Genomic DNA, 11,478 nt, shown 5'->3' with positions numbered 1-11,478 from the left:
GTTCTACAAGGACTCGAGCGATGCCGTGTTCAAGGCACTGGTGGACTAAGGCTTCTGCATGCTGAAGCGGTTGACCGGACTCGGCAAGCGCAGTGCGCGGGACCTCGAAGCTCCTCCAGAGCCGAGAGTCTCTGGTGGACGGATGTCGCTCGCCGAAGCGAAGGCGGTATCGCAACGGTACTTTGGTCTGCATGAGCACATTCAGGCGGCTCATAGAGCGCGAGACTACTCGAAGGTCGCCAGCCTCTCACGGCAGACGTACGCGCTTCTGCCGGCCTTTGTTGCCGCCTGGAAGCGCGAGTACGGTCGTTGGGACATTCAGAGCTCAGTGGCCGTGCATACAGGAGGCACGATCGTAGCGGTGCTTCAGGACGAGGATGGCGTCCGCCTTCTTCAGAAGACAATGTCGACCGTTGACGAACTGGAGCTCTGGCGACCTGTTGGCGAAGCCGCGGCTGCGGACCTGCGGCCCGTTGGACAGATCATGGCCGTCGTGTCGGAGCACCCAGATGTCTTGCGGTCTGCCCTTCGCGACCGTCTTCCCGACGCCGACGTGCCTCGGCTCGAAACCTTGGCGGCATGGCTGGAAAAGACTGGCCGCATTCGCCGCGTTCGCGTTGGAAAGAGCTACGAACTGACGGCCATGTGAATGCGCTTTAACTCGGTCTGAGCCGCACACGTGACAAGCTGCGCGACCGAAATCGGAGGACCAGAGTGCGAATCACGTACTACCTCTTCAAGAAGTCGGTTGCGTCGTTCGATCAGGTGTGGAGAGACGGGGGCAATGCGCCCGGCGGCTCATACGTGGAGGTGCCGCTAAAGGAAACGGTCCCATTCGAAGCCGAAGCGCACCTTCAGGCCAACAAGCCAGCGGCTCCGAATTGGTGGTCATTCGTCGAGCCGTACTGTGCCGTGCAGCCTTCGGCTCCTCTCAATCGAACGAGTTCATTCGTTCTCCTAATCAAGGTGAGCGGGCGTGTCTTTGCGGTGACCTTCGGACACGGCTTCGCAGCCATCAATCGCTCGCGGCTGGAGCCAGACTTCGGCCTCAAGGTCACGTTGAACAGCGTGGATCCGAAGAAGCTACGGAGCGTTCAAGCCAGGAATATCGATCCGACAACTGTTTCCAAGCAGCACGTCGTGAATCAGGACTCTGGGTTGGCCGTCTTCGACGTCGACTTCTACCATGACCTTCTTTCAAGGCTTGAGGGGGTTCCGGACGACGACACGTTCGGGAAGCGTGTTGCCGGAGCCGACGCCTGCTATCTGACCGGGGACGTAGCGTTTCCTGCCCTTGGAGCAAAATGCCTGCAGCTGTTGAAGCGCTACGGCTCAAAGAGCTACGCGAAGCACTTCTCGTTCATCGATCAAGTCCGTCCGATTCGAGACGAGACTCTTATCGGCGTCCTTGATGGCAAGCTGGCCGACGCACTGAAGAGGACAGAGGTCTCTGCCTTGGGGTTTGCGCTGCCAGACATTGCTGGCTACGAACGCATAAGCGGCTACCGAGTGAGTCGGGGACATTGGCGCCGGGACTTTGAAGACCTGAACGCCCTGGAGATCCTGACGGCTTACAACGAAGAGCACCCAGATGCCGACGATCACCTCGAGGTGAAGATCGCCGCGGTCACCGACGATGGCAGTCCTGTCGACGTTTTCAGCGTCAGGCAAGGGGCTGTCTTTCAGATTCGCTACAAGTCGCGCGTCTACGTGCTCACTTTGAACAAGTGGTATGAAGTCCACCCAGAATACGCGCAGCACGTTGATGCTGAGATCGATCAGCTCCCCGTCATCAAGGCCAAGGGCTTCTTGCCAACCTTGAGCAAAGGCACGTCGGAGGGCGACTACAACGCCGCTGCATCTGCCAGCAAGGGCATGGTGTTGATGGACAAGCGCGTCGTGCAGCCGAAGGGAGCCGCAAGCACGATCGAAGTGTGTGATTTGTTCACCGCCAAAGGCGAGTTTGTCCATGTCAAGAAGCACACCCGATCCGCCACGCTGAGTCATCTATTGGCGCAGGGAACGGTGTCGGCGCGACTGTTCGTTGATGACAAGGGGTATCGCGAGACCTTTCGAAAGGCGCTCCCAGCGGCTCTTCAGACTCTTGTTGATCCAGACAAGGTCGAACCTAGCAAACACTCGGTCGTTTACGCCATCTCGGCGCCAGCCAGCAAGGCCGTCCCGAGCGGCCTCCCCTTCTTCACGAAGGTGAATTTGCTGTTCCACAGCCGTGAACTTCAGAGGATGGGACTGACACCGCGGTTGTTCCACATTCACGAAGTCTAGAGTGAGTCTGCATGGCTCCCTTTGCGTCGTGTGCGACTGGCCACAGACGCGGCCAGCAAGCTCCGGGGCGACGCTGAAGTCGGCGGATCTGTGGACAGGCAGTCTCACCAATCTCGAGGCTGGGCTACAACGTCATGCGTGTATCAAACGACGAACTCGGCCGACGCGAGGAAGAATGGCGCGGAAGCAGCAACCGAAGAGCGACAAGATCAAGGTCAGCGAAACTGAGTTGGCCATAGCCAGGCAGAAGGCCATGCGTGCTGGCAAACACTTTGAGGTGGCCCAGCGCATGTTCCGTCGATTCGTGCGCAACGACTGTGGCGTTCGCGCTGAGTTCAGCACCAAGACGCAGCAGTACAACGCCGTCGCCCATCTCCCCTCGCCCCCGCCTGTCATCGGTCTCTTGGTTGGTGACTGTGTTCACAACCTCAGGTCTGCCCTCGACCACATCGTCTACGCCCTCATTTCTACCAACCCGGCGAAGCCTGAGGGCGTTCCCGACAGCCGGACCATGTTTCCGATTCGCGATACCAAGGAGGGGTACCTGCATCAGGTCACAAAGCTGCGGCGGATTCATGGCACGCCCGACGCTGTCGCAGCACTCATTGACAGCCTGCAGCCGTACCACTCTCGGGACAAGGGCCTTGACTACACCGCGCACCCTTTGTGGGTCCTCGACAGGCTCGAGAACATCGACAAACACCGTCGGCTGATGCTGGCGTCTGGTGTCGCCAGACATGCCCATGTCAGCATCCGGTACACGGACGGCGGGGAGACCGACCTGTTGATCATGCAGGACCGCATCTACGACCGCGCAATCCTCACCAGCTATCCGCCCGGTGCGGACGGCGAAGTGCAGATGGATGGCTACTTGATGGTTTACATAGCCCTTCGCGAGGTCGACGAACTGCCGTCCTTCGTTGATGAGGACATCTTCCGCGTCCTCGCCCAGCTCCTCGACTACGTCGGGAATCTGCTGATGCCACGGTTCGCGCGGTTGGCGGTAGGTCATGCCACACCGCCAAAGAAGCGCCGACGCCAGGACTTCAGGCCAGTCCTTCGCGGCCGCCGTACCGGCCCTCGGTAGACGCGAGTCGAGTGGGTAATGGCCGCCGAGCCTCGCGAAGAGGAGGGGGCTGGGCCAGGATGCTCCCCGGTGGCTCTCGCGCGCGGGTCCATCCTTCAGTGGTCCCAACGTCGTCACGTACAAGAGTCGTACATGAATCAGCAAGGAAAGACCTATTCTCTTTGTTTTCAGTAGCTTAGAGATGGCGGAGAGGGTGGGATTCGAACCCACGTGCCGGTTTCCCGACTAGACGCTTTCGAGGCGCCCCCGTTATGACCGCTTCGGTACCTCTCCGCGCGGGCAGGAACTTTGATGGTAGCACACGCCTCGACGGGCGACGCCGCACCGGCATTCCTCGCTCGCCGCCCTCGGTCACCGCACAGGTCGGCCTGCCGCCGAAGCGCTTCTGCCGCGTGCGCCGGTTCCAGCTCGCCCTCGCACGCGCGGCACGAGGCACGCCAGACGACTGGGCAGCGATCGCCGCCGATTGCGGCTTCGCCGATCAGCCACACCTGATGCGCGAGTGCCACGCGTTCGCCGGGATGCTGCCATCGGCATACCTCGATCGCCGCGCGGTGCATCACACCCACGTCGCGATAGGATCGCCAGGGCGCTGGATCCCATGACGACGTGTCAGTGACGGGCCAGCTCTCATCTCGACAACGACATGCTCACAGACCTCGCAACGTGGACGCCCGTCCCGCGTCCCACTCGCACGATCCTCGACGGACGCTACGCACGCCTGGAGCCGCTGTCGTCAGCGCACGAAGTCGCGTTGTACGAGGCGTCCTCGGCGCCCGGTGAAGAGTCGCGCTTCGCTTACCTGTTCGACGACCCGCCCGTCGACGCGCAGGCGTTCCACACGTGGATGGACCGTGCGCTGCGCACCGACGATCCGCTGTTCTTCGCCGTCATCGACAGCACAACGGGACGCGCCGAAGGGCGCCAGGCGCTGATGCGCATCGATCCGGCGCACGGCGTCATCGAAGTGGGTCACGTGCTGTGGGGGCCGGCCATCGCGCGCACGCGCGTGGCCACCGAGGCCCTCTACCTCGCCGCCGCGTACGTGTTCGACACGCTGGGCTACCGCCGCTTCGAGTGGAAGTGCCACGCCGGCAACGCGCCGTCGCGGCGCGCCGCGGATCGGTTCGGCTTCACATACGAAGGCACGTTCCGGCAGCACATGGTCTTCAAGGGCGGCAATCGCGACACGGCGTGGTTCTCGATGCTCGACAGCGAGTGGCCCGCGCTGCGAGCCGCCTTCGAGCGCTGGCTCGCGCCCGACAATTTCGACGCGGCAGGCCAACAACGTCGCACGCTCGCCGCCTGTCGGAGCTAGACCAACGAGGTCACATCTCTCCAGTCGCGGGCGGGCGTGTCCGCGCGAGGATCGACGCATGACCGACAACACCTATCGCACAGTCACCCCCTACCTCGTGGTGAACGACGCCGATGCCGAACTGCGCTTCCTCGAAGCGGCCTTCTCGGCGGAGATCAGGGACTGCACACGCACACCGGACGGCCGCGTCGCGCATGCCGAGGTCACCATCGGCGACTCGCTCGTCATGCTCGGCCAGTGCGGCCCCGAATGGGCGTCTCGCTCTGCCGCGATCTACCTCTGGGTAGACGATGTGGACGCGACGTGGGCGCAGGCCCTCGCAGCCGGCGCCACCGAGGAGAGCAAGCCGCAGGACATGCCGTACGGCCACCGCAACGGCGGCGTGATCGACCCCAACGGCAACACGTGGTGGATCGGCTCACCCGTGCGGACGGTGTCCTGATCGGGCCGCGTCACGCGGTCGCTCGGCGCGCGCGGAAGAACTCCTGCATGAGGCGCTGCGCCTCGTCGGCCCGCACGCCCTCGACGACCTCGACGCGATGGTTCAGCGACGATGACGCCAGCACCTCCATCGTCGACACGACGGCGCCGGCGCGTGGTTCGCGCGCGCCGAAGACGAGCCGCGCGATGCGGGCGTGCACGAGCGCGCCCGCGCACATCGTGCACGGCTCGACGGTGACGTAGAGTTCGCAACCAGTAAGCCGATAGTTGCCGGTGTAGGCAGCGGCCTGCCGCAGGGCGACGATCTCTGCGTGCGCCGTGGGATCGGTGGCGACGATGGGCCTGTTGTACCCATGGCCGATCACGATCCCGTCGCGTACGACGAGGGCGCCGACGGGGACTTCGCCGAGCGAGCCCCCGTATGCCGCCAGTCGCAGCGCCTCGCGCATCGCCAGCACGTCGCGCGAGGCTGTCGATTCGTCAGTCACGCGAGTGATTCTGCCGCGTCAGTCATGCGCGGTCCAGCGGGATGGCGCATGGCCACCTGCGAGACGCCGAGCCGTGAGGCGAGGCGACTGCCGCTGACATCGTGCAGAGGCGACCAGACGAGCGAAGCGAGGCTGGTACGGCGCAGAACCACCCACGATTCGACGGCCGGGTGCTGAGCGGAACGCGAGGCACCGGCCGCTGACAGCGGGCAGGGCGCACCAGACGAGCGGAGCGAGGCTGGTACGGCGCAGAACCACCCACGATTCGACGGCCGGGTGCTGAGCGGAATGCGAGGCACCGGCCGCTGACAGCGGGCAGGGCGTACCAGACGAACGAAGTGAGGATGGTGCGCCCTGCACGATTCGAACGTGCGACCTCCTGGTTCGTAGCCAGACGCTCTATCCAGCTGAGCTAAGGGCGCTTCGGGGCGGCGGCAGTGCACCCGGGAGGGACCGGGCGACGCGGCACAGAAAACGGAGTGTACCACAAGCGCCAGTCGCCAGCCACCGCACGCGGCGCCCTGCCATAATGGCCTTCGTGTCACACACGCAACACCGCGCTGACGCACCGGCGTCGGTCCGCTGCGCGGTCCTCACGGTCTCCGACACGCGCACGCCCGACACGGATTCGGGCGGCAGCCTCCTGGTCGCGCTGCTCGAGCAGCACGGCCACCAGGTAGTCGGGCGTGGCCTCGTCAAGGACGACCCGAGCGCCGTCCAGCGCTGGGTACAGTCGCAGCGCGCGCGCGACGAGGTGGACGTCATCGTGACGACGGGCGGGACCGGTATCGCGCCACGCGACACGACGTACGACGCGATCATGAAGATGCTCGACACGCCGATCCCCGGCGTCGGCGAACTGTTCCGCATGTTGAGTTACCAGGAGATCGGACCCGCCGCCATGCTGAGCCGCGCGTGCGCCGGCGTCTCTCAGTGCCGCGTCGTCATCGTCCTGCCCGGATCTGAGCCTGCCGTGCGCCTGGCCATGGAAAAGCTGGTGCTGCCCGAACTCGGGCACATGGTGCGCGAAGCGCGCAGGCGGACATGACTTCCCCCTCGTCTTTCGGCGGGATGCGGCCGTTCGGCGACGTCCTGCCGCTTGACGAGGCGCGGTGCCTGATTGACGAGGCCGTCGCGCCGGTCAGTGATCGTGAGCTGTGCTCTCTGGACGATGCGAAGGACCGCGTGCTGGCAGACGATGTGCCGGCGCCGTTCGACGTGCCTGGCTTCGACAGGTCGGCGATGGACGGATATGCAGTGCGCTCGGACGCTCTGACCGAGGCGTCAGACGCGCATCCCGTGTGGCTGGAACTGGCCGGGCACGCGCGACCGGCCACCGGTCCTGACGCCGACGTCACCAGCGGTTCGTGCGTGGACATCGCCACCGGGGCGCCAGTCCCCACGGGCGCCGACGCCGTCGTGATGGTGGAGCGTACGCATCGCGACGAGGCCCGCGTCCGCTTCACGATGCCGGCAACGCACGGCGACCACATCGTGAAGCGCGGACACGACGTCGCAACAGGCGCGATCGTCCTGCGGCGCGGCAACGTCCTGACGCCGGCGCGACTCGGCGTCGCAGCCTCTTTCGGGCTGCGCGCACTCCCGGTGCTCCGCCGCCCCATCGTTGCGCTGGTCGCGAGCGGCGACGAACTCCTCGATGCATCCGAACACACGGGCACGCCCGCACACGGACACATCTACGACTCGAATCGCGTGATGCTCGCGGCGATCTGCGAGGCCAACGGAGCCCACGTGCGACGCCTGCCGCTCGTGCGCGACACGATCGACGCCTGGCGCGCGGCGTTCGATGCCGCGGCTGCCGCCGACCTCGTCGTGTGCTCCGGCGGATCGTCTGTCGGCGAACGGGACCTGTGCGGCGACATCCTCGCCGAACGCGGCGCTGTCGTGTTCCATGGCATTGCCGTGAAGCCCGGCAAGCCGACCGCGTTCGCGCGCATCGGGCGTCAGCTCGTGCTGGCGATGCCAGGCAATCCGACGTCGTGCCTCTCGAACGCGTACCTGCTGCTGCGTCCGCTCGTGCGACAACTGGCGTCCCTGCCCCCGCTCCCATCGATCACGCGTCAGGCAACGCTGACGCGTACGCTGACATCGCCCATCGATCGCCTGCAGATTCACCCCGTGCGACTCGACGGTGAGGACGCCGTGCCCATGTTCAAGGGCTCGGGCGACGTGACGAGCCTGTCTGACGCCGACGGATACGTCGAGGTGCCAACGGGCGTGACGCGCATCGACGCCGGCACGCGCGTGACGGTGGTCCTGTATTGATCCGCGGGATACGTCCGTCTACATCCGCTTCCTGCGATCGAACGGGTCGGGCAGCGCTTCGAGATAGGCCATCAGGTCGGCGAGTTCCGCGGCGCTCAGGATCTGCTCCAGGCCGGGCGGCATCGCCGAGAACTCGACGGGTTCGACAGCCACGATCGCCTCACGCGGCATCCGCACTGACGCACCAGGACCCGTCTCGATCACGATCGCATCGGTCGACTGCTCCTTGATGACGCCAGTGTTCTCTCCCGACTTCGTCCGCACGCGCCATGTTTCGTACTCGCGCGCGAAGCTGGCGCTCGGGTAGAGGATCGCTTCAAGGATGTCGTGACGCGACCGGATCTCGCCGATGTTGCTCAGGTCAGGCCCGAACGTCGCCCCCTGCTGCCCCACCGCGTGACAGGTCGAGCACGTCGCCTTGCCGAAGAACAGCCGTCGTCCGGCGTCGATGTCGCCGCGACCGAGACCGCCATCGATCGATTCGAGCCGCTTCAATCTCGCGTTCTGCCGTTGGCGCAGCGCGAGCATCAGCGGCGCCGCGCTCCTGCCGACTGGCTCCGGAAACTTCGCCAGCCGCGCCGCGAGGTCCGGCTCCGAGAGCACGTCGAGCCGATCGGTTGATCGCGCGAGCGCCTTCACGAGCGCGTCGCCAACCTGTTCACTCGTGCTGCGATCGAACGCCGCGACGAGTCGTGGCAACACGAACGCGTCAGCATTGGCAAGCTGACGTTCGGCCAGCGCGACGAGCTGCGCATCGGTGAGCGCCCCCTGCGCGAGAACGCCGGCCGCCTGCTGACGCACGGGTGCCGGCTGCGACGCGTCGAGTCGCGACGTCAGCCAGCCGAACGTCGGCTCGTCGATGCCAGGGCGTACGAGGATCAGCGCGTCCATCGCTTCGAAGCGCTGCGACTGCGGCAGCGACGAGTCAGCGACCATGAGAGCGAGGTCGCCGGCGAGCGCCTCGATGCGCCGCGCCGCCACGAGTCGGATCGCGCGGGCACGCACCTCTGCGTCGGTGCTCGCCATCTGCCTGCGCAACGCCTCGACCCAGATGGGCGGCATCTTCGCAACAGGACACGACCTGATCACCTCGGACACGATCGCGGCCCGCACGCCGCTGGCGTCAGCAGCGATCAGCCGCTGGACATCATCGTCGCGGCACACGCTCACCATGACGTCGCGGAGCATGGCTCCGTCTGCGTCAGTGAGCGTTGGCGCATCGAGACGCGCACGCACGCCTGTCACGATCAAGTCCGACCATCCCGGATGATGCGAGGCCACCCAGATGCCCGTGCGCCACAACGCCTCGTCCCTGGACGCGAGGAACGGCCTGACGTGTTCCTGGCGCAGGTGCGGGCGCGTTGCCGGATCGGTTCCCGGCATCTGATCGAGCGCGATGAGTGCCGCGCGACGTTCGGCATGCGAGGCCGACTGGAGCGCGGTGACGAGCGGCGCCGGCTGTCGCAATCCGATGAGCGCGTGAATGACCGCATGCTCGACGAACCGATCGGCGGGATCCTGCGCCGCCTTCAGCAACGCCGGCACGGCTTCGGGCTGGCCGATCTGCTCGAGTGCCGTCGCGGCCTGCCGACGCACGGCAGGCGCGTCCGTCACGACGACTCGCAGCAGCGCCGGCAGCGCAGCCGCATCGCGCGCCAGTCCAACGCTGCGGGCGGCTGCCACGCGAACGTCGGGATTGCGATCGCCGAGTGCGTCGCGCACCGCCTCGCGAGCCGCGGGGGTACCGATGCGATGCAGCGCGAACACCGCGCCGGCACGCGTCTCGACATCGGATGCCAGGCGTCGTGCGTCGGCCAACGCGCCGACGGCGGCGTCACCGGCACGTACGAGCGCGTCGATCGCGCGGTCGCGAACGACGGGCCTTCGATCGGCCAGCAGTCCACCGAGACGCGCCGGCGTCAGCGTCTCGAACGGCACGTCGAGGCCACGCGGATGAGACACGCTCGGCGCGCCTGTCCGGCGAATGCGGTAGATGCCGCCGGCAACATCCGGCTTGGCAACGCGCGACAGCGGACAGCCCTTGATGAACCAGCCGCCCGTCTCGATCACGATCAGGCTGCCGTCGGCATCCTGCAGCACGTCAGTCGGATGCGAATCGGCCGTGGTCGCCGTCATGAACGGCAGGTCTTCGGATTGATACGTCGCGCCGTGCGGCGTGACGATGTGGCGCATGATGCGGCCGGTGTTGAACTGCGCACTGAACAGGTTGCCGTGGAAGCCGTCGCCGAACGCCTCCCCCCTGTAGCGCATCACGCCAGACGGCGCCACGCGCGCCAGCATCGTCATCGGCGGCAGGTAGTCACCTGTGAGCGGCAGCCCGTCGGCGGCGACCGATTCGTGAGGCTTGGGATAGACACCGCCCTCGACCCAGTGCATCAGCGCGTCGCGGAGCCCGTCGCGCGGATCGAGGAAGTAGGTCATCGTACCGATGGCGTCGCCAGACGGCATGAACGCGATCTCGGTGGCGTTGTCGAAGCCGCCGCCCGCGATCCACTCGAGCCCCGATCCGTCGGGGCGTACGCGCCAGATGCGCGCGCCCTTGCCTTCGAGCGTATCCCCTTCCTTACGCGTGATCCGGAATCCACGGCGGGCATCGGTGATGTAGAGCCAGCCGTCGGGACCGAGGAACGGCCCGCCCATCGCCGCGCCGTTCACATTGAGCGTCCAGCCGGTGAGCACCACCTCGCGCTCATCGGCAACGAGGTCGCCGTCAGTGTCCTTGAAGCGCAGCAGGTCTGGTGCTGCCGAGACGAACAGGCTGCCGTCGACCAACGCGCCGCCTTTCGGGAACGGCAGCTTGTCGGCGTACATCGTGCTCTTGTCGTACGTCCCGTCGCCATCGACGTCTTCGAGCACGCGAATGTGGTACGACGGCGTCGCGAGCATCTCCTCGGTCGTCATCGTGTTCGGTTCGGTGGACTCGAACACGAACAGACGGCCGCGATCGTCGTGGACGGCGAACATCGGATACGACAGCAGTTCCGGCCCGGCGATGCGTTCGATCGTGAAGCCGTCGGGCACCTGGAGGTGCGTCGCACGCGAGGGCGCGTCCTGCCGGATGGCGTGGCTCGAGATCGTGAACACCGACGCGACGAGCGCCGGCACGATGGCGAGAGTGCGGAAACGCGGCGACAGGCTGGGCATGGACCGCGTACAGCCTACAGCGAGTGGCGGCGGAGGGTCGGGCGGGCAGGTTGGCCACGCGTAGGGGCGACGCATGCGTCGCCCCTACATGTGTGTACGGCGTCGAACGGGGTGTCAGGCGGTGAACAGCGTGTTGACCGCGTCCCAGTTGACGACGTTCCACCAGGCGGCGATGTAGTCGGGACGCTTGTTCTGGTACTTCAGGTAGTACGCGTGCTCCCACACGTCGATACCGAGCAGCGGCGTCTTCCCTTCCATCACCGGCGAGTCCTGATTCGGCGTGCTGACGATCTCCACGCCCGATCCGCTCTTGATCAGCCACGCCCAGCCGCTGCCGAATCGGCCGACGGCCGCCTTGGCGAAGGCTTCCTTGAACGCGTCGAACGAGCCGAACTTCGCGTCGATCG

Annotated in this window: 11 protein-coding genes and 2 tRNA genes; 8 read left to right on the top strand and 5 right to left on the bottom strand. The window is 65.9% G+C overall.

Features of this window, described 5'->3' with window-relative positions:
- Window positions 1-58: 58 nt before the first annotated feature.
- From IT182_17280 to IT182_17270, 3 genes are all read left to right on the top strand, one after another.
- Window positions 59-649, top strand: a complete 591-nt coding sequence (locus IT182_17280; protein MCC6165100.1) for a hypothetical protein — start codon at window positions 59-61, stop codon at window positions 647-649.
- Between the two features lie 65 nt (window positions 650-714).
- Complete coding sequence (locus IT182_17275) at window positions 715-2,286, top strand: TIGR04141 family sporadically distributed protein (protein ID MCC6165099.1); 1,572 nt, start codon at window positions 715-717, stop codon at window positions 2,284-2,286.
- Between the two features lie 175 nt (window positions 2,287-2,461).
- On the top strand, window positions 2,462-3,373 hold the full coding sequence (locus tag IT182_17270; protein MCC6165098.1) for a hypothetical protein: 912 nt from the start codon (window positions 2,462-2,464) through the stop codon (window positions 3,371-3,373).
- Between the two features lie 182 nt (window positions 3,374-3,555).
- On the opposite strand, the gene IT182_17265 is transcribed toward IT182_17270, so the two are convergent.
- Window positions 3,556-3,646 (bottom strand) — tRNA-Ser (locus tag IT182_17265).
- A 119-nt stretch (window positions 3,647-3,765) separates the two neighbouring features.
- Here IT182_17265 and IT182_17260 point away from each other — a divergent pair.
- The 3 genes from IT182_17260 to IT182_17250 are packed head-to-tail and all read left to right on the top strand — an operon-like array spanning window position 3,766 to window position 5,133.
- Complete coding sequence (locus IT182_17260; protein ID MCC6165097.1) at window positions 3,766-3,978, top strand: helix-turn-helix domain-containing protein; 213 nt, start codon at window positions 3,766-3,768, stop codon at window positions 3,976-3,978.
- Window positions 3,979-4,019: 41 nt separating this feature from the next.
- Window positions 4,020-4,691: a GNAT family N-acetyltransferase gene (locus IT182_17255; GenBank protein MCC6165096.1), complete on the top strand. Its 672-nt coding sequence runs from the start codon at window positions 4,020-4,022 to the stop codon at window positions 4,689-4,691.
- Window positions 4,692-4,749: 58 nt separating this feature from the next.
- Window positions 4,750-5,133 carry a VOC family protein gene (locus IT182_17250; protein ID MCC6165095.1) on the top strand — a complete coding sequence of 128 codons (384 nt, stop codon included), beginning with the start codon at window positions 4,750-4,752 and terminating at the stop codon, window positions 5,131-5,133.
- 10 nt (window positions 5,134-5,143) lie between these two features.
- Here the strand turns inward: IT182_17250 and tadA are convergent, their stop codons facing one another.
- Window positions 5,144-5,581: a tRNA adenosine(34) deaminase TadA gene (gene tadA, locus IT182_17245; protein MCC6165094.1), complete on the bottom strand. Its 438-nt coding sequence runs from the start codon at window positions 5,579-5,581 to the stop codon at window positions 5,144-5,146.
- A gap of 384 nt (window positions 5,582-5,965) precedes the next feature.
- Window positions 5,966-6,042 (bottom strand) — tRNA-Arg (locus IT182_17240).
- Window positions 6,043-6,158: 116 nt separating this feature from the next.
- Here IT182_17240 and IT182_17235 point away from each other — a divergent pair.
- On the top strand, window positions 6,159-6,668 hold the full coding sequence (locus IT182_17235; GenBank protein ID MCC6165093.1) for a molybdenum cofactor biosynthesis protein MoaB: 510 nt from the start codon (window positions 6,159-6,161) through the stop codon (window positions 6,666-6,668).
- Window positions 6,665-7,906 (top strand): molybdopterin molybdotransferase MoeA, encoded by a 1,242-nt coding sequence (locus IT182_17230; GenBank protein MCC6165092.1) that lies wholly within the window; start codon window positions 6,665-6,667, stop codon window positions 7,904-7,906. The genes IT182_17235 and IT182_17230 overlap by 4 nt, the downstream gene beginning before the upstream one ends.
- An 18-nt stretch (window positions 7,907-7,924) precedes the next feature.
- Here the strand turns inward: IT182_17230 and IT182_17225 are convergent, their stop codons facing one another.
- Both IT182_17225 and IT182_17220 read right to left on the bottom strand, forming a co-directional pair.
- Entirely contained in the window at window positions 7,925-11,071 is a 3,147-nt protein-coding gene (locus IT182_17225) for a HEAT repeat domain-containing protein (GenBank protein ID MCC6165091.1), read from the bottom strand.
- 114 nt (window positions 11,072-11,185) lie between these two features.
- Window positions 11,186-11,478, bottom strand: a 293-nt coding sequence (locus IT182_17220; GenBank protein MCC6165090.1) for a Fe-Mn family superoxide dismutase, incomplete at its 5' end; no start/stop codon positions are given.

The organism is Acidobacteriota bacterium (assembly GCA_020845575.1).
In the GTDB taxonomy this organism is placed as follows: Bacteria; Acidobacteriota; Vicinamibacteria; order Vicinamibacterales; family Vicinamibacteraceae; genus Luteitalea.
This window is presented reverse-complemented; position numbering and strand designations above follow the sequence as displayed.